The organism is Leisingera aquaemixtae (assembly GCF_001458395.1).
GTDB classification, from domain to species: Bacteria; Pseudomonadota; Alphaproteobacteria; order Rhodobacterales; family Rhodobacteraceae; genus Leisingera; species Leisingera aquaemixtae.
In genome coordinates this window covers 1-19142 of record NZ_CYSR01000032.1, presented here as the reverse complement: position 1 = coordinate 19142, position 19142 = coordinate 1, and the positions used below count along the sequence as shown (strand labels likewise).

Sequence of the window (19142 nt, the reverse complement as noted above, 5' to 3'; positions counted from 1 at the left end):
TTCAACAGAAACGGGCAGCAGCGATGGCAAATCCCGCCGTAATGGTTCTGGGCGCAACAGGGCGCATCGGCCGGCTGCTGCAGCTGTGCCCGCCCGAAGGCCTGGCGATGCGGCTGCAGGCGCGGCGGATGCCACGGCTGGCGGGAGACTGGCACATCTTCGATCCGCTGGCGGAGCCGGCGGCGCTGGCGCGCGCCGCGGAAGGAATGGCGGTCCTTCTCTGCCTGGCCGGGCCGGTGCCGGGCCGGGGCGGCAAGGACGCAGACATGGCAGATCATATCCGCCTCGCCGAAGCGGCGGTGCGGGCCGGCGCGTCCGCCGGCGCCCGGGTGCTGCTGGCGTCTTCGGCGGCGGTGTACGGCGCCCGGGGCGGCCTGCTGGCAGAGGACGCAGCCCTGCGCCCCGCCAGTGCCTATGGCGCTGCCAAGGCGGAGATGGAGGCGCGCGCGGCGGCGCTTGGCGCGCAGCTGGGGGTGCCGGTCTGTGCCCTGCGGATCGGCAATATCGCCGGGCTGGACGCTGCCCTGGGCGGCTGGCGGCCGGGGTTCACCCTGGACCGCTTTGCCGGTGGCGGCACCCCGCGGCGCAGCTATATCGGCGCCCGCACGCTGGCGGAGGTGCTGGCGGCACTGCTGGCGGCGCCGGCGCTGCCGCCGGTGCTGAACCTGGCGCAGCCGGGGGCGGTGGAGATGGGGGCGCTCCTGCAGGCGGCGGGCCGGCCCTTTGCCGTCCGTCCGGCCCCGGCCGCCGCGATCCCGGAGGTGGCGCTGGACGTTGCCCGCCTGCAGGCGCTGCTGCCGGTGCCGCTGGCGGCGGCGGACCCGGCACGGATGGCCGCGGAATGGGCCGTGTTAGAGCCTGATATGGCAGACGGATAACCTTGGAGCACATAACGATATGACCTGGCGCAAACGGCTGTTTGACCTGTTTTTTGCCACCCTGCTGATCCTGCTGCTGGGGCCTGTCCTGCTGCTGCTGCTGGGCTGGCTTTTGTGGAAGGAGGGGCGGCCCTTGTTCTACGTGGCGGAGCGGATGAAGGGGGTGGACCAGCCCTTCAGCCTCTGGAAGCTGAGAACCATGAATGTGGTGGACACCGATGCCGGCGTCTCGGGCGGCGACAAATCCGCCCGCATCACCCGCACCGGCGCCTGGCTGCGCTCCAAGCGGCTGGATGAGTTCCCGCAGCTGTGGAACATCCTCAAGGGCGACATCTCCTTTGTCGGGCCGCGCCCGCCGCTGCGCCAGTATGTCGAGGCAAACCCTGAGCTTTATGCCGAGGTGCTGAAATCGCGCCCCGGCGTCACCGGCCTGGCCTCGATCACCTATCACAAGCATGAGGCGGCGCTGCTGGCGCGCTGCCGCACGCCGGAGGAGACCGATGCGGTCTATTCCCGGCTCTGCGTGCCGGCGAAGGCGCGGTTGGATCTGATCTATCAGCGCCGCCAGAGCATGTGTTTCGACTTCGATCTGGTGTTTCAGACCATTGGCAATATCTTCCGCCGGGGGTAGATGCGTGTGGAACGATTCCCGCATAGCCTGCGCGGCCGGACCGGTGGCGGACCGGCGCCGGGCGGGCGGGACACCCGGGGCTGCCCGGCGGTTTTCCGCCGCTGCCCGTTTTGCGGCACAGGGAAAACCGGTTATGATAGGAACTGTGTTTAATGGGCGGCGCACAGGATTTTCAGCGCCTGCGGCCATATTTTATTCAGGGTTTTTCTGCTATCCGGCAGTGGAGGCGCTGCCCGGGCGGGCAAATGGATACAACAGGACAAAAATGCGGGCATTCGAGGGCAGGAAAGCATGTATAATCTGATCAGTGCGCTGTCGCGCCGGCAGAAATCCTACGTCTTCCTGGCGGCAGACCTGGCACTGCTGCCGCTGGCGCTGCTGTTCACCCTGCAGGTGCAGCCGCTGCCGGACCCGGCGCTTGCCACCCTGCTGTCGCTGATGCCGGTGCTGCCTTATGTGCTGGCCGCCGCCGCCGGGATGGCGCTGTGGCTGGGGCTGCCGCATGTGCAGCTCAACGCCTATGAGCGCCACGCCGCGGTGCAAAGCGCGCTTCTGGCGGGCGGCACGGCGCTGGCGCTGGCGCTGCTGACGGCCCTTTTCGGCCCGGCCCTGCCGCCCGGCACCCATGTGGTGTTTGCGATCTGCTATTTCCTGTCCATGGTGGTGGCCCGCGCGGCGATGCTGCAGCTGGTGCTGATGATCTACCGCCGCGCCAATCCGCGCTGCCGGGTGCTGATCTACGGGGCCGGCAATACCGGCACCCAGCTGGCGCAGGCGCTGAAGGCGCATGACGGCATCGATCCGGTCGCCTTTGCCGATGACAACTCCTCGCTGCAGGGGCTGACCCTGGTCGGGCTGCCGGTGTTTTCTCCGGCCCGGATCGCCGAGATCGTGCAGGCGCGCCAGATCCGCCGGGTGCTGCTGGCGATGCCGTCGCAAAGCCAGCCGCGCCAAGCGCAGATCACCCAGCGGCTGCAGCAGCTGGGGCTGGAGGTGCAGGCGCTGCCCTCCTTTGCCCAGTTGATCGGCGAGGAGGCGCTGGTCGACAAGCTGACGCCGGTGGCGCCGCAGGCCTTCCTGGGCCGCGCCGCCCGCGATGTGCCGCTGAAGGAGGCGGCGGGCTCCTACCAGGGCAAATCGGTGCTGGTCTCCGGCGCCGGCGGCTCGATCGGCTCGGAACTGTGCCGCCAGGTGCTGGCCTGCCGGCCCGCGAAACTGGTGCTGTTCGAACTGAGCGAACTGGCGCTTTACACCGTGCATCAGGAGCTTGGGCCGCTGGCCGAGGCAGCTGGCATCGAACTGGTGCCGGTGCTGGGCTCGGTCACCGACCCGCGCCAGGTGCGGATGGTGCTGAACCGGCACGGGGTGCAGGTGCTGCTGCATGCCGCCGCCTACAAGCATGTGCCGCTGGTCGAGGCAAATCCGCTGCCGGGCCTGGCCAACAACGTCTTCGGCACCCAGACCCTGGCGCGCGCCGCCGCCAGGGCCGGGGTCGAGCGCTTTATCCTGATTTCGTCGGACAAGGCGGTGAACCCGGCCAATGTGATGGGCGCCTCCAAGCGGCTGGCAGAGCTGATCGTGCAGGACCTGGCCACCCGGCCCGGGCAGAAACACGGGCAGAAAACCGTCTTCACCATGGTGCGCTTCGGCAATGTGCTGGGCTCCAGCGGCTCGGTGGTGCCCCTGTTCCAGGAGCAGATCAGCCGCGGCGGCCCGGTCACCGTGACCGACCCGAATGTGAAGCGCTTCTTCATGACCATCAGCGAGGCGGTGCAGTTGGTCCTGCAGGCGGGCGACATGGCCCAGGGCGGCGAGGTCTTTGTGCTCGACATGGGCGCGCCGGTGCCGATCCTGCAGCTGGCCCGCCAGGTGATCGAAAGCGCCGGCCATTCCGTGCGCGACGCGGACAACCCGGACGGCGATATCGCCATCGAGATCATCGGGCTGCGCCCCGGCGAGAAGATGGAGGAGGAGCTGACCCTGACCGAGGAGCTGGTCCACACCCGCCACCAGAAGATCTTCTGCGCCCGCGAAACCGTGCTGTCGGAGATCGAGGTGGCCGGCTTCCTGCGCAGCCTGCGCCAGGCGGTGGCCGCGGGCGACGAGGCGGCGGCGCGGCGGGTGATCCAGCGCTGGGTCGAGGGCTACTGCCAGCCGCCGGAAGCGGGCCGCAAGAGCTCCTGAACCTGTAAACCCCCAAGGACAGAGCCGCAGATCCGGCCCGGGGTCTGCCCCAGGCCCGGCCTCAATGCTGCTCTGGTGCGGCTCCGGTGCGGCCCTGCGGCTGCACTGGCGGCGAAACCGCTGCCGCCGGGGCACGCGGCAATTGATCCGGCCCGGCCATCCATGCTCTAAGCGGGGCAGCAGATGAGAAGGCCGGGGCAGCGAGACCCGGCACAGGCAGTTCCAAAAGGCAGGTTTCCCGTGAGCGCGATCAAGACCCTTCTGCACTGGACCGTGCGCAGGACCGCGCCGCTGGCCGGCTCTCTGGCCAAACCGCTGGCCGCCCCGGCGGCGGCGCTGCTGTGCCTGGCGGCGCAGCCGGGCCTGGCGCTGGGGCCAGAGATCACCCGCGCAGGCCATGGCGCCGCACCGGGTACTGAGGCGGCGGCGCCGCGGCTGAAACCGCTGCCGCCGCCCAGCCTCAACTTCTATGGCAGCCCCGGCCTCATCGACATGCCAAGCGCCGAAATGCTGCCCGACGGCCAGTATGCGGTCACCTATTCCTGGTTCGGCGGCACCTCGCGCTACAACATCACCTTCCAGGCGCTGCCCTGGCTCAGCGCCTCGTTCCGCTACAACGGCATCCAGGATCTCGGCCTGTTCGGCTTTGACACCTATTACGACCGCGGCTTCGACGTGCGCGCCCGGCTGTGGCGCGAGCGGCGCTGGCTGCCGGAGGTCACCCTGGGGCTGCAGGATTTTGCCGGCACCGGGGTTTATGCGGCGGAATATTTCGCCGCCACCAAACGGTTCGAGGCCGCCGCCCTGGGCTGGGGCCGCGCGCCGGGGCGGCTAAAGCTCACCGCGGGGCTTGGCTGGGGGCGGCTGGGCAGCCACGGCGCCATCGGCGCGACCGGCGGCACCCGCCCCTCCTTTGTCGGCGGCAGCACCGGCGGCAAGCTGGCCACCGACCAGTGGTTCCGCGGCGATGTGGCGCCCTTTGCCGGCTTTGAATGGCAGCCCGATGCGCGCTGGAGCCTGAAGGCGGAATATTCCACCGATGCCTATGAGACCGAAACCGAGGTCTCCGATGTGTTCGAGCGCAAATCTTCGCTCAACTACGGGGTGGAGTACCAGTATTCCGACCGGCTGCGCCTGGGCGCCTATTACCTCTACGGCTCGGAGATCGGCTTTACCGCGCAGATCCAGCTCAACCCGAACCAGCCGCCGACCCCGATGGCGGTGCCCGCGCCGCACCCCGTCATCCCGCGCAGCCAATGGGCCACCCAGGACAGCCACTGGCGCCAGGACTGGGCCGCCAGCCAAAGCAAGCAGCGCCAGATCCGCGACCTGGCGGCTGCGGCGCTGAAGGCCGACGGGCTGGTGCTGGAGGCGATCACCCTTGAGGGCACCCGGGCCGAGCTGCGCTACCGCAACCCGCGCTACCGCTCGGCGGGGCAGGCGGCCGGCCGCGCCGCCCGCGCCCTGGCGCAGACGCTGCCGCCCTCGGTGGAGACCTTCCGCCTGGTGCCGGTGCGCCGCGGCCTCGGCCTTGCGGCGATCGAGATCCGCCGCTCGGACCTGGAGGCGCTGGAGTTCGATCCGGAGGCCGCGGATGCGCTGTTTGCCGCGGCCGGGGTGCAGGATGCCGGGCCGCTGCCGGAAGACGCGATCTTCTCGGGCGAGCTGTACCCGGCCTTTGCCACCTCCGTCAGCCCCTATACCAAACCGGCCTATTTCGACCCGGAGCAGCCGTTCCGGCTGGATGCGGGGGTTGATTTTGCCGCGTCTTACGCGCCCGCGCCGGGCTGGCGCATTGCCGGCACCATCCGCCAGCGCGTCCTGGGCAATGTGAAGAACGGCCGCGCCTCCAATTCGGTGCTGCCGCATGTGCGCACCGACCAGGTGGAATACGCGCAGTTCGGCACCACCCTGGAAAACCTCTACGTGAGCCGCCTGTGGAAACCGGGCCGCAACCTCTATGCCCGCGCGACCACGGGCCTGTTCGAAAGCATGTACGGCGGCGTCTCGGGCGAGATGCTGTGGAAGCCGGTGAACAGCCGCCTCGGCCTGGGGCTGGAGGCCAATTACGTGGTGCAGCGCGATTTCGACCAGCGCTTCGGCTTCCGCGACTACCGCACCTTCACCGGCCATGCCTCCGCCTATTACGAGCTGCCCAAGGGCTACCTGATGCAGGTCGATGCCGGCCGCTACCTGGCGGGCGATTACGGCGGCACCTTCAGCCTCACCCGCGAGTTCGACAACGGCTTCATGGTCGGCGGCTTCTTTACCCTCACCAATGTCTCCTCCGAGGACTTCGGCGAGGGCTCCTTTGACAAGGGCTTCCGCTTCCGCATCCCGGTGGACTGGCTGCTGGGCAAACCGTCCCGCTCGGGTTTCGGGCTGACCATCCGCCCGACCCAGCGCGACGGCGGCCAGCGGGTGACGGTGCCGGACCGGCTCTATGGCTCGGTGCGCGAGGCCCACCGCAAGAGCCTGGAAGACCAGCGCGCGAGGTTCTGGGAATGAGCATGATCCGTTTCACCGCCGCCGCCCTGGCCGCCGCCGCGCTGCTGCTGGCGGGCTGCAGCAGGGGGCCGGAAAAGGCCCCGGCAGAGCTGGAGGTGGTGCAGGCCGTGGGGGATCTGATCGGCCGCCGCCGCACGCCGCCGCCGCCGCCGGCCGGGCTGACCCGGGCGCTGCTGGACCAGCAGCCCCAGCCCTATATCGAGGTCACCATCGAGAACCGCGGCGCCACGGCCTATCTGACCCGCGCCCTGGAGCGCCGCGACAGCCATCCCGGGCAGATCGAGGTCTGGCGCACCCAGGACAACGTGTCGGTTGCCTTCCGGCAGGGCATGGTGATTGCCACCCGCGGCCTGGGCGGCGGGCTGCTGTCGGCGCAGGTGCCGGCCGCAGACGGGGTGGCGGGCCCGGCGCAGGGCGGCGCCCGGCGCTATACGGTGCGGGCCAACGGCAACGGCCAGGCGGTGCTGAACATGGCCTGCAGCCTGCACGACCTGGGCCCGAAGCCGGTGGAGATCGTCGAAATCACCCATCCCGCCCGCCATCTGCAGGAGCGCTGCGACGGCAGCGGCGGGGCGGTGGTCAACGATTACTGGGTTGATTCCCGCCCCGGCAGCACCCGGGTCTGGCAGTCGCGGCAATGGGCCGGGCCGGAGACGGGTTATGTAAAAATCCGCCAGCTGCGGCGCTGAGCCGCCGCCCTTTTCCGCCCTGCTGCCGCGGCTTTGCGGCAACGGGCGGAAAAAATTCGCGGCGCAAACCGGATTTCAAGAGTTTTGCAGCTATTCCATGCGTTGAAATGGGCACCCGCCTCCCATAAGGTCGCCTCAACGCACCTTTCCACAGTTCTCCAAAGGAGTTTGAAAATGAAAAATCTTCTGACTGCCCTGACCCTGGCCGCGCTGGCTTCGGCCACCGCCGTTTCGGCTCAGCAGGTTCCCTCCCCGGCACCGGGCGCAGGCTCCGGCAACAGCATGGGCGCAGGCACCGCGGCGCAGAACGGCTTTGCCCTGGGCGGTCTGAGCGCAGGCGCCGTGGCCGGCGTTGTGGCTGGCCTGGTTGTGCTGGGCGTGGTTGCCAATGACGACGACGAAGTCGGCACCACCACCACCACCACCACCAACTAAGCGCTTTGCCGCGCCGCAGGCGCGGGCATGGTTTTACGGAAACGGGCCTTTCGGGGCCCGTTTTCTGTTTTCCGCGGGTCCCGGCAAAACCGGGGGCTTTTCGCAACCCGGAATAGAATATGCGCGGCCACACGAATTGATCACGTAATAGGGGTTATGTTGCTTTTTGCATCTCCCGGCCGCCCCGGCAGGGCCAAACCACGGGGCGTCTGTCCGGAAACCGCCGCGGGAGCGGCGGCTTTTCTTGCCGGGGAAAGATTGATCATGGATAGTTTCAAGATAGCTGAACACTGTGTTTGGAGAGCGCTTGATGATTTATCCTGTTATTCTGTGCGGCGGTTCGGGGACGCGGCTTTGGCCCAGTTCGCGGCGGGCTTTTCCAAAGCAGTTTGCCGCCTTTGCAGGCAAGCAAAGCCTTTTTCAGAATGCGCTCTCCCGTCTGAGCGGCCCGGAGTTCGATGCCCCGGTGTTTGTCACCAACGAGGAGTTCCGCTTTCTGGTGGAAGACCAGGCGGCGGCCCTGGGGCTGCTGGACGGGCGCATCATCCTGGAGCCGGCCATGCGCAACACCGCCCCGGCGGTGCTGACGGCGGCGCTGACCCTCAAGGACCAGCCCGGGGCGCTGATGCTGGTGGCGCCGTCGGATCACATGATCCGGGACACGGACGCGTTTCTCGCCTCGGTGGCGGTGGCGGCAAAGGCGGCGCAGGAGGGCGTGCTGGTCACCTTCGGGGTGACGCCGGAGCGCCCCGAGACGGGCTTTGGCTACCTCAAGCTGGCGGAGCCGGCCGCCGCCGGGCAGGCTGTGGCGCTGTCCGGCTTCCTGGAAAAGCCGGACCGGCAGACAGCCGCCGGGCTGCTGGAGCAGGACAACGTCCTGTGGAACGCCGGGATGTTCATGTTCCGGGTCTGCGATATCCTTGAGGCCTACAGGCTGCACGCCCCGCATATGCTGGCGCTGTGCGATGCGGCGGTGGCGCAGGGGGAAGAAGACCTGGGGTTCTTCCGGCTGGGCGCCGCCCCTTACGAGGAGATCGCGGCGGTCTCGATTGATGATGCGATCATCAGCAAGGCCAAGAACGTCGTGGCGGTGCCGCTGGCCTCTGACTGGTCCGACCTGGGCAGCTGGGATTCCCTGCACGCGGTCTCGGCAGAGGGGCCGGACCGCCTGTCGGAGACGGGCCCGGTGACGGCGATCGGCTGCGAAAACACGCTGCTGCGGAGCGAAGAGGACAATATCCGGCTGGTCGGGCTGGGCCTGAAGAACATTGTGGCGGTGGCCATGCGGGATGCGGTTCTGGTCGCCAGCCTGGACCACGCCCAGGACGTCAAGACAGCGGTGGCGGCGCTGCGGGAAAGCGGGGTGCCGCAGGCCGAGGACTACCCCCGGTTTCACCGGCCGTGGGGGTGGTATGAAACCCTGTGCCTGGGCGAGCGGTTCCAGGTCAAGCGGATCATGGTCAAGCCGGGCGGCGTCCTGAGCCTGCAAAGCCATGTGCACCGCTCGGAGCATTGGATCGTCGTTGCCGGCACCGCGCAGGTGACCGTGGGCGAGACGGTTCAGCTGCTGTCGGAGAACCAGTCTGTCTATGTGCCGCTGGGGGCTGTCCACCGGATGGAAAACACCGGCAAAGTCCCGATGTACCTGATTGAGGTGCAGACCGGCGCCTATCTGGGCGAAGACGATATCGTCCGCTATGAAGACGTCTATAACCGGAACTAGCCGCGGCCGGACCGGCGGCGGGCGCACGGCGGGGGCGCTGGATGTTGCAATCCCAATACAGGGGGAAACTAATCCCGCCCGGGGGCTGCTTTTCTGCGGCCCGCAGCCCGCAAAGCGGTACACAGTCCGAAAGGCCGGCCGAAGGGCCGGTCAGGCGGCAGCTGCGGCGGGCCGGGACGGCAAGGCAAAGACAAAAGCAAGGTTGAGGCACTGGTGAAACGGCATTTGGTCACTCGCAGCATTCTGGCAGGTGCGGTTCACGTTTGCTGGATGCTGCCCGTTGCGGCCCAGGACGGCGGCACGGAAATGGTGTTCGGCTTCAGCCAGGGTCTTGAGACCAGCGACAACCTCGATCTGGACCCGGTCAGCCAGGGCAGCACGACCTTTGCCTCGACCGGGCTGTCCTTCGGGCTGACCCGGGAAACCCGGCTGGACCGCTTCGGGCTGCTCGCCGGGGGCGTGCTGCGGGGCGTGAGCGGGCCGGGCGCGGACTCCGGGCTGGACAATCAGAGCCTTGATCTGAGCTATGGCCGCGAGGGCGCAAACGCGGCGTTTGAGGCCAATGCCGGCTACCTGCAGACGAACATCGAGTTCCTGGAGCCGCTGGACGACATTACCGATGACGATGGCCAGATTGACCTGCCGCCGGACCTGGACGAGCTCAGCGGCACGGGCAACCGCGAGCGCTATGCCGCGGGGGTGGCGCTGGAGCTTGGCCGCGATGCGCCTGTCGGCGCGTCGTTCAGCGCGGATTACGTGGCGTTCCGGTACTCGGACACCACCGACCCGGAGCTGTCTGACAACGATCTGAGCGAGGCGGAGTCCGAGGTGCGCTTCCGTCTTTCGCCGGTGGCCGTTGCCCGGCTGGGGCTGGGCTACCGGCTTTATGAAGCGGAAGATGCCGAACAGACCCGGCGCGACACATCGCGCGGCTATGCCGGGCTGAGTGTGGAGGTGAACCCGGTTCTGCGGCTGGATGCGGATCTCGGCTATGCCTCGATCGACACCCGGGAGTTTGGCGTCATCGAGAAAAGCAGCGGCCTGGAAGCGCTTTTGCGCCTTGAACGGGATATGCCCAACGGCACCGTGACCGCGGAAGCGGAACAGTATGTCACCGACGACGGCACCATCCGCACCTTCACCGCGGGCCGCAGCCTTGAGCTGCCCCGCGGCGCGCTGTCAGCCACGCTGGGGGCGGCGGATTCCGACACCGGCCAATCGGAAATCATCGGCTCGCTCAGCTGGAGCCAGGAGCTGCCCCGCGGCGGCATCAATGCGCAGCTGCAGCGCTGGGTCGATTTCGACGAGGACGACGGCAATGTGCTGCGGACCGCGCTGCTGCTCGACTACAACCACGAGATCAACGGCCTCTCCAGCATCGGCCTCAAGGCGGGTTACACGGTCACCGACGAGGCCGGCGGCAGCACCGACCTGGCCAGTTTCACGGCCCAGTATAAATATGCGCTGACGGAAGACTGGTCGCTGGACACCGGATACCGCTACCGCATGCGGGAACAGCTTGCGGGCACACGGGCCCAGTCGCATGCCGTCTTTGTCTCGATCGGGCGGGAGTTCAGGGTGCGGCGCTAAACCCGCGCCCCTGCCCGCCTTCCAGAGCCTCAGCGCGGCGGCGCGGCCGCCCGTCCGCTTGCCAGGCCGCAAAACCGGAACATATTCAAGCTTCGGCGGCTGGGGGCTTACAGCCCCTTTTGCTTGCAAGCCCCCGAAACATGGCCGGTGGAAAGCGAGGCTAGATCATGACAATGCCGAACCTGTTTTTTATCGGCGGAATGCGATGCGGGTCGACAACGATCTACCTTTTGCTGTCCCAGCACCCCGAAATCTTCATGGCTGAGATCAAGGAGCCGATGTTCTGGTATGCGGAGGCACTGCGGCAGAAGGGGACGCCGCTTGAAGGCAGGGTGAATGGCCGCTTTCTGACGCGCGGCCGCTATGAAGGGCTCTTTGCCGGTGCCGGAGCGGTCAAATGGGCCGGGGAAGCATCGCACTACATCTACCATTCCGAGGTCCCCGGCCTGATCGCAAGCCATTCCCCTGATGCCCGTATCCTGATCGCCGTCCGGGATCCGGCGGAACGGATGTTTTCCGAATATCTGTTCCGTGTGCGCAGCGGCTATTTCAGCGGCAGTTTTGAGGAGTTCGTCACTCAGGACGCCCGGCTTGATCCGGAACAGGGGTTTACCGAAGTGTCGGAACGGTCGCGCCTGGGCAAGGGGCTGCAGGCCCGCCTGCTGCAACGCTGGATAGATGTGTTCGGCATGGAGCGTCTCCACTTCATCAATTTCGACGACCTCAAGTCCAGGCCTGCGGAGGTTGCGCGGCAGATCTACCGCTTCCTGGAGGTGGATCCGGAGTTCAGCCCGGCCATCGTGCATACTCAGCGGGGCGGCGTGCCGCGCAGCGCGCTGCTGATGCGGCTGCTGAACCTGCCCAAGGCCCGGATCCGGCGTTTCGTTCCGCGGATCCTGCGCGAGAAGCTGCGGGCGCAGATCTACAGCAAAGTGCTGGACAGCCCGAAAGTCGCTCCCGGCACCTGGCATGCGCTGCGCCGCTACTACGCTGCCGATATCGCCCAGCTGCAGGAGCTTACCGGGCAGGATCTGCAGCCCTGGACCCTGCGGGCTGCCCCCGGCAGCTGACATGTCCCGCTGCCGCCCCGCGGCTCAGGCCTGCAGGATGCCCTCGAGCCGGGCCGCCAGCCGGGCAACGTCGTAATGCTGTTCTGCACGCGCCCGCCCGGCCTGCCCGAACCGGGCTCTCAGGTCCGCGTCGCCGGCCAGGGTCTCAATGGCGCGCACCCAGTCTTCTTCGGACTGGCACAGGAACCCGGTCTCTGCATCAAGGACGGTCTCGGCATTGGCGCCCACCCCGCTGGCCACAACCGGCAGGCCGCTGGCCATATACTCCAGGGCCTTGAACGCGCATTTGTATGCGTTGAAGGGATCCTGCGACAGCGGGTAGAGGCCGATGTCGAAGGGGGCGATTGCATCGGCCACGGCACCGGGGTCCGACCAGGGGATCTGGTCGATGAAGTCGAGTGCCACGCCCTCGATGCCCGCAAAGGCCTGATACAGCTCCTGCACCCCGCAGGCGCCCACGATCCGGAAGGTGACGGGACGCCGGGCGCCGATCCGCTGCAGCGGGTCTCGCAGGATCCGGATCAAATCACCGGCGTAATGCGCGCCGTTGCCGATCCAGCCGAGACAGATCCTGTCTGCGGGCGTGTGGGTTTTGACGCGGTAGTTTTCCAGCAGCACGCCGGAGGGCAGCAGGTGCACGGCGCTTTGGTGCGGCCGCGCAAGCCGGGCCAGCGCCCCGCTGCCCGCCAGCACGCCGCTGGACAGGGCCATCATCCTGCCGGCCCGCTGCATCGTGGCGCTGGCCCGGGTGCGGCTTGGCGCATCGTCGATGTCAAAGAACACCTTCTTGCCCAGCCGCCGCAGCATGCGGGCGGCCAGCAGGTCGTAGCGGCCGTATTTCTTTTGGAAGATAACCGCATCGGCGGTGCGGGCGGCCGCCAGCAGGGACAGATACTGCAAACGGTGCTCCGTGTGCCGGATCCGGACCGCATGGCCCCGGGCCTTCAGCGCTTCGGCGACCCAGTAGCCCCTGACCCGTGAACTGGCCTTGTCCTGCCGCCCCAGAAGAACCCAGAGGATGTTCAGCGCGGCCCCCGGCCGGGGGCGCAGATCTGCTCCTGCCGCCCCTGCCCCTTGCGGCGCCCCTGCCCCCTGCGGCGCCTCTGTGTCCCGCAGCCGGTCAGCCATGCGCCGCCCCCGGGGCCGGGAGCACGCTTTGATAGAGCGCGGCATAGCCCTGGCACATGGCCGTCAAGGAATAGCGCTGCACCGCGTGGCGCCGGGCCGTCTGCCCCAGCCGGGCCCGCAAGGCGCTGTCCGCGATCAGGCGCGCCATGGCTGCGGACAGCCCTGCGGCGCTGCCATCCGCCACCAGCAGGCCGTTTTCCCCGTCCTCCACGATTTCGGCCGGCCCCATGGTGCCTGCGGCAATTGCCGGGGTGCCGCAGGCCATCGCCTCGGCAACGGCCAGGCCGAATGCCTCGTCCAGCGCCGCATGCACATAGATGTCGGACACCGCCGCCCAGGCGGCCACATCGTCCCGCCTGCCCGGCAGGATGACCTTGCCGTCCAGGCCGCAGTCCGCCGCCAGCTGTTCCAGCCGGGGCCTCTCGCTGCCTTCGCCCAGAATGACCAGCCTGGCATTGCCGGGCCGGTCCGGGATGTCCGCAAAGGCCTTGATGATGCTGCCGTGGCGCTTGCGCGCCACCAGAGAGCCGACAGAGATCAGCACGATCCAGCCGTCCTCCAAGCCCAGCTGCTGCCGCAGCGCCGCCCGGCGGCCGGCCGGGCACGGCGTGAACTTGTCCACGTCGATACCGTTCCAGACAATCGAAATGCGCGCGTCCGGAACCCCCCAGCGGCTCTGGATATAGCATTTTGAGGTCCGGCTCACAGCGGCCCAGCGGTCAATCCACCAGGATTTTCCGGTCAGGACGTTGCGCAGCCGGGTCAGGGCCTGCGGCCGCTTCGGCCGGTCTCTGGCAGCGGTTCCGAAATGCTGGGTGCGCACGATCCGGAAGCCGGACAGCCGGGCCAGCATGCAAAGCCAGGCGGATTTGCGGCTGTGGACATGCAGCAGCCGGAAGCCGTCCCGCTTGAGGCTGCTGAGCGCGCGCGCCAGTTCAGCCGGCGACGCCGCCAATGTGATTGTGCCCTGGCTGACCAGCCCGGAAAACCGCGCATCCAGGCCGCTCCGGCCGGTGAAAATGCCGCGGCACTCCATCCCGTCCGCGGTCATCAGATCATAGACGACCTGGGTCACGCCGACACCGGGGCGGGCATTGTCCACTATGTGGCAGATCTTCATCACCGCAGGCTGCCGGGTCCGCTAGCTGTAATAGCCCGCGTAATGCTGTTTGTAGATGAACTCATTGTCCGCATATCTCCGGGCTTTGGATTGGGACACCATGCTCAGCACGCAGCCGGCCACGGGGCTGTTCACGGAGCGCAGCTCGCGCAGCCCCTCCCGCACGGCGTTTTTGGAGGTGCGGTTCCAATGCACCAGATAGACAACGGAATCCGCCATCCTGGACAGCAGCCGGGCATCCGCCGCCACCAGCACAGGCGGCGCATCAAGAATGACCAGCTTGTACCGCTCGCGCAGTTCGGCAATCATCTGGGAGAACCGGGGCGAGGACAAAATGTCTGCCGGGCTTTCATGGAAGTGCTCTTTTTTCCCGGCGGCCAGGATATGCAGCCCGGACTCCGGGTGCACCGCCAGCGCTTCTTCCAGGGTGCAGTCGTTGCGCAGGTAGCTGACCAGGCCGGTGCTTGCTGCCTTGGACGGGACCAGCCTCGGGAATTTCGAATAGATCCGGGCATTGGAGGAATCGCGCAGGTCGCAGCTGACCAGAATGGTGTCATGCTCCGTGTGCTGGCTGGCCAAGGCGGTCAGAAACGAGGTGACGCTTTTGCCTTCGCCGGGCACCGAGGAGGTCAGCATGACAACCTGCGGCTGGTTGTCCGGATCGCTGTACAGAAGGCTTGTCCGCAGGTTGCGGATGCTTTCGGCCAGCAGGCATTTCGGGCGGGTCACGAATTCCCGCGCGCGTTTCTGCAGGCTCCTGCGCCTGCGGGTCAGCGGCAGCGACGTCAGAATGGGGTAATGGGTGATTTCAGCCAGGTCGTGCGGGTCGCGAACCGAATTGTTCATCCGCTCGCGCAGCAGCAGGAACAGCGCGCAGAGGAACAGAGCGCCGGCGCTGGACGCCAGCAGGACGCGGTTGCTGGCCTGCCGGTCCGGGTGTGAAGGCGGTTCGGCCCGCGACAGGACACGGGCATCGGCCGACTGCAGGTTGGCCTGTTCGGAAATTTCCTTCTGACGCACCACGAAGGTTTGCAGCAATGTCTGGTTGGCGAGCACCTCGCGCTCGAGGCGGGAGATGAAAAGCTCGTCCGCGGTCCGTTCGATCGAGGTGATTTCCAGCTCCCGGACCATCTGCTCCAGCTGCTGCTCCCGCTGTTCCAGGGACTCGACCTCGAACTCAAGCGCGGCGACGATATAGGCGGCCTCCTCGCGGATGCTCTGCTGGGCCTGCCCGAGCAAGGCCGCGCTGCGCACGCTGGACGGTGTCACCACACTGCCGCTGATGGCGCGCTCTTGCGCAATGGTTTCCCGGATATCCATCTCCCGCTTGCGGAAGTCGGTGATCAGTTCGGATTCCCGGAATTCCGTGACGCTCCAGAGATCCGTTCCGTCCGCCAGCGCGGCTTCGGCCCGTTCAAAACGGGCGCGGGATCCGGACAGGCGCAGCCGGACTGCCGCAAGCTCCTGATTGTGCGCCGCAAGCTGAATGCCGGTCATTTCCGCGCTCTGCGCGCGCCGCCGGGCCAGGTCCAGGCGCGTGTTTTCCAGGTTCCGCTCGGATTCCACGACGCTTTGCCTGAGCTCCTTGATGCGGTTGTTCACAAGGTCGATGGCCGCAAGCACGTCCTGGTTTTTCGACACTTTCTGAAAGTCGATATATTGCTCGCTGATCGTGTTGGCGATCAGCGCGGCCTTGTCCGGATCCGAAGAGTAGTAGAACAGCTCGATCACCCCGGACCCGCTGATCACCTCGATCTCCAGGTTGTCGCGCAAATAGCCGATGGCATCCCGCGCGGCCGATTTTTGCGCGTCCTCTGCTGTCTGGGCGGGCGCTGCGCCTGCGGCGGCATCCGTCTGCGCTGCAAACCCCAGCTGCGCCAGCTGGCTGGAAACGGAGTCCGGCAGCGCATCCAGCAGCCAGGCCGCGGCGGCGTCCCAGATCCTGCCGGTGTCCGGCGCCCCGCCGCTGTCCGGCCTGGCTGGCAGGATGGTGTCTTCCCCAAGCGCGCTGACAATATTGCCGAGGAGGGTGGTGGAGTTGAGGATTTCAACCTGGTTGCCGATCCCGGCACCGGTGTCCGGCTTTACCAGCGCCTCTGAGATATCGACGATCTGCAGCCGCTCGGGCTCATAGAGGATGCTGGTCACCGCGCGGTAGGCCGGCTCCTGCTGGCTGACATGCGCCAATCCGGCCAGAAACCCGGCACCGGCAAAGGCCGCCAAAAGCAGCTTTCCGCGCCAGAGAGCAAGCGCCATCTTGCGGATATCCAAAGTCTGGTCGCCCTCGCCGTCGTGCGGCAGGCTGTAGACTTCGTAGTCTGGCAAGGATTCCTTGGGCCGGGCATGATCCCCAAACTCTGACCGTCTTGCGTACATGCACCCAAACCCCTTAACCCCAATCACACTTGGCCGCTCAGCGCGCGCTCCAATACATCCCTGAGAGCGCCATAAATGCCATCAATCCATAATTATGTGGCAAAGTCGACGGTTTCCAAGTCCGGGCAGGCCGGGCTGTTATCATTGGTTTGCGCTGGAGCTGTCCCGCCTCTGTGTTTCTCCAAGCTCTGACCTATGCGGCTTGGGCCTCGCAGGCCGATGGTTTCACGTCCGGGGGCCAAGGCTATCCGCTTATCGCCCAATCGTTTTTTCGGCATTGGCCGCCTCCTGCCTGAGCCGGAGGAAGACACCGGTGACCAAGCCCATGATGGATCTGAGAGAACCGGGGGCGAAGCGCGCAGATGCCGGTTTGCTGCGCGGGATGACCGGTTTTGCGGCCGGGCAGGAGTTGCACCACAGCGCGGAGCGCGACCGGCCATCGCCCCCTTGACCGGCGCGGAAGCCTCTGCCGTAGTCAATCCAGTTCCGGGGGAAATTGATTATGAGTATAATTGATCTTGATGGCTGGCGCGGGCGTCTCCACGGCACGTACAGGGATTGGCGCCTGCGCTGGGATATGGCCAAGGCCAAGAGACGCGGTCCGCCGGACACCATTTGGCAGGCTCCGCTGATCTTCATTCACATTCCAAAGTCGGCCGGCTCCAGCATCTTGAGCCTTGGCGTCGCGCGGACAAGGGGCCATCAGACATATGCATTCTATGAGAAATGGGCCCGGGGCCGGGAGATCCCGCCGACCTTCGCCGTTACACGGGATCCATATGCGCGCTATCTGTCCGCCTACCGCTACCTCAGGAACGGTGGCGGCAACGGGGTTGACCGCGCGTGGGCAAATCAGAACCTGCATGGCGATCACAACACCTTTGCAACGGAGCGCCTGCATCGGCCGGAGGTTCAGAATTGGATGCACTTCCGGCCGCAAACAGAGTTCCTGAACGGGGCTCATGGCGCGGTTACGCATATCCTCCGGCTGGAGGCCCTTGAGGATGAATGGGAGCCCTTCGCCCGGCAATACGGCCTGCCCGAGACCCTGCCCCGCAAGAACACCACAAGCGGCAGAGAAGAGCTCAGCCCGGCCGCCCGGCAGGCGATACGCCGCGTCTATGCCGATGACTTTGATCAGATCGGCTATTAATCAGATCGGTTATTAAAATGTCCGCCCCTGATACTCCCGGGCCTGCGCCATGAGGAGAGCGCCAGCCAAGCGCCGGATTGCGCACAGATACCAAACCCCCTTAACCGCAATCACGCCTGGCCGCTCAGCGCGCGCTCCGCTGCCCCCCCTGAGCGCGCCATAAACGCCATCACCCCATGATCATGCAGCAAAGCCGGCGGTTTCCAAGGCCAGGCAAACCGGGCCGCGGCCACAGGGCTTCAACGGCTGCGCCGCATCGGGACAGGCCGTCGGCCAGCCTTGCGCGTCCCATGCGCAGGCTTAGGCAATTCCGGGGAACATGGCGGCGGATTGCCGGAGGCCCTGCGCGGGGAGCCGGTTCCGGATTGGCGCCGCTGGCGTGCCGTGAAGGGGCCGGGAACGACAGGCCCGGACGACCTGTGTCAGGGCTGATGCCCGCGCCTCTGGGCGCCGCCGCCTTGGGAAAGGCAATTAGTGTCTCCGATTGCGGTCAAATTGTCGATGCCTTGGCCTGCCTTTTTCGGCGGCTTTCGGCCTTTGCGCGGTTCATTGCGGACGGCAAACGCGGAATTGGCCAAAAAAAGCCGGCTTTTTGACATCAAACTGCTCCCGGCTTCCTGTTAACCCTTTTGCGCGATAGGCCGCGGCAAATTCAGCAGCACGCCGGCGTTCCGGCGGCGAGGGACAGAACTATCTGCAGCACCCGGGATCAGTCCCGATGCTTCAGGTCCGTTTCCAGGGCCCGTCTCCGGTGTGCGCTGTTTCAGAAGGTATGAGGGTCGGCCGCACCACTCGGCGGCTGATTGCAGTTAAAAGGAAATCACATGACCGTTTGGCATTCGTCTGACCTCGGCTGGTCCGCGGGTCAGGATGTCTCCAGCGCGTTTGCGTCGCTGCTGTCGAGCAACAAATTCAAGGCCGGCGACACGCTGGTTCTTGAGGACACCTACAAGATCTCGGGGTCGCACCTGCGGCTGCCGCAAAATTTCACCCTCACCGCCGAGAAGGGCGCAGGCCTGGATGTGCGCACCACATCGGCCACCGACACCTCGCCGCTGTTCCTGCTCTCAAACGGGGTGACGGTGGACAATGTCACCTTCGACGTGGTGAACGCGCCGAAAACCGGCTACAGCGGCGCCAACCCGGTGTCGGGTTCCGATTACCACACCAAGCGCATCCTGGTGGTCGACGGCGATGGGGTCACTGTCCAGAACAGCGCGTTTTCCGGCAATGTCTCGATGCATATCGACGTGCTGAACGGCGACCGGTTCAGCCTGGACAAGAGCTCTTTCGAGGGCGGCTTCTACCAGGTCCGCATCGTCGGCGGCGATGACGCCAAGGTGACCGGCAGCCATTTCCGCAAATCGCTGGGCGACGGCATCAAGACCACCGCCACCCCGGACGGCGACGCGCCGGAGCGGATGCTGGTGGCGGACAGCTTCTTTGAACGCAACGCCCGCGACGGGCTGGATACCGCGGGCGGCTTCAAGGACGGCCAGGTGCGGAATTCGGTGTTCTACGACAACGGCGTCAGCGGCATCGACATCAAGAGCCTGTATAAAAGCAAGTCGGATTTCGACGCCAGCAAGCAGAACCACAACATCCGCATTTCGGGCAGCGAGTTCATCGACAGCCCCAACGGCGTTGTTGTCACCGT

The 19142-nt window shown here is 66.6% G+C and carries 14 protein-coding genes; 11 read left to right on the top strand and 3 right to left on the bottom strand.

Annotated features, from left to right (window positions below; all coding sequences use genetic code 11):
• The first annotated feature begins 41 nt into the window (after positions 1-41).
• The 9 genes from PHA8399_RS18730 to PHA8399_RS18690 all read left to right on the top strand — a co-directional run bounded on the left by PHA8399_RS18730 (position 42) and on the right by PHA8399_RS18690 (position 11708).
• Positions 42-878: an NAD-dependent epimerase/dehydratase family protein gene (locus PHA8399_RS18730; RefSeq protein WP_244270257.1), complete on the top strand. Its 837-nt coding sequence runs from the start codon at positions 42-44 to the stop codon at positions 876-878.
• Positions 879-897: 19 nt separating this feature from the next.
• The gene (locus tag PHA8399_RS18725) at positions 898-1509 is read left to right on the top strand and encodes a sugar transferase (RefSeq protein WP_058287626.1); all 612 of its coding nucleotides are present in this window, start codon (positions 898-900) and stop codon (positions 1507-1509) included.
• Between the two features lie 291 nt (positions 1510-1800).
• Positions 1801-3693, top strand: a complete 1893-nt coding sequence (locus tag PHA8399_RS18720; RefSeq protein WP_058287625.1) for a polysaccharide biosynthesis protein — start codon at positions 1801-1803, stop codon at positions 3691-3693.
• A gap of 240 nt (positions 3694-3933) precedes the next feature.
• Positions 3934-6201 (top strand): YjbH domain-containing protein, encoded by a 2268-nt coding sequence (locus PHA8399_RS18715; protein WP_342027524.1) that lies wholly within the window; start codon positions 3934-3936, stop codon positions 6199-6201.
• Between the two features lie 2 nt (positions 6202-6203).
• Positions 6204-6890, top strand: a complete 687-nt coding sequence (locus PHA8399_RS18710) for a YjbF family lipoprotein (RefSeq protein ID WP_058287624.1) — start codon at positions 6204-6206, stop codon at positions 6888-6890.
• A 174-nt stretch (positions 6891-7064) separates the two neighbouring features.
• Positions 7065-7325 (top strand): hypothetical protein, encoded by a 261-nt coding sequence (locus tag PHA8399_RS18705; RefSeq protein WP_058287623.1) that lies wholly within the window; start codon positions 7065-7067, stop codon positions 7323-7325.
• A 310-nt stretch (positions 7326-7635) separates the two neighbouring features.
• Positions 7636-9048, top strand: a complete 1413-nt coding sequence (locus PHA8399_RS18700; protein ID WP_058287622.1) for a mannose-1-phosphate guanylyltransferase/mannose-6-phosphate isomerase — start codon at positions 7636-7638, stop codon at positions 9046-9048.
• Positions 9049-9261: 213 nt separating this feature from the next.
• Positions 9262-10638 (top strand): hypothetical protein, encoded by a 1377-nt coding sequence (locus PHA8399_RS18695; RefSeq protein ID WP_145977068.1) that lies wholly within the window; start codon positions 9262-9264, stop codon positions 10636-10638.
• Between the two features lie 167 nt (positions 10639-10805).
• Positions 10806-11708 (top strand): sulfotransferase family protein, encoded by a 903-nt coding sequence (locus PHA8399_RS18690; protein ID WP_082649576.1) that lies wholly within the window; start codon positions 10806-10808, stop codon positions 11706-11708.
• Positions 11709-11732: 24 nt separating this feature from the next.
• On the opposite strand, the gene PHA8399_RS18685 is transcribed toward PHA8399_RS18690, so the two are convergent.
• From PHA8399_RS18685 to PHA8399_RS18675, 3 genes are read right to left on the bottom strand one after another with little or no spacing between them, the layout of a single operon-like run.
• The gene (locus PHA8399_RS18685; protein ID WP_058287619.1) at positions 11733-12836 is read right to left on the bottom strand and encodes a glycosyltransferase; all 1104 of its coding nucleotides are present in this window, start codon (positions 12834-12836) and stop codon (positions 11733-11735) included.
• Positions 12829-13938, bottom strand: a complete 1110-nt coding sequence (locus PHA8399_RS18680) for a glycosyltransferase family 4 protein (RefSeq protein WP_158509277.1) — start codon at positions 13936-13938, stop codon at positions 12829-12831. The genes PHA8399_RS18685 and PHA8399_RS18680 overlap by 8 nt, the downstream gene beginning before the upstream one ends.
• A gap of 39 nt (positions 13939-13977) precedes the next feature.
• Entirely contained in the window at positions 13978-16281 is a 2304-nt protein-coding gene (locus tag PHA8399_RS18675; protein ID WP_058287617.1) for a polysaccharide biosynthesis tyrosine autokinase, read from the bottom strand.
• Between the two features lie 553 nt (positions 16282-16834).
• Here PHA8399_RS18675 and PHA8399_RS18670 point away from each other — a divergent pair.
• Positions 16835-17485: a sulfotransferase family 2 domain-containing protein gene (locus PHA8399_RS18670; RefSeq protein WP_082649574.1), complete on the top strand. Its 651-nt coding sequence runs from the start codon at positions 16835-16837 to the stop codon at positions 17483-17485.
• 824 nt (positions 17486-18309) lie between these two features.
• Positions 18310-19142, top strand: an 833-nt coding sequence (locus PHA8399_RS18665) for a right-handed parallel beta-helix repeat-containing protein (protein WP_058287615.1), incomplete at its 3' end; no start/stop codon positions are given.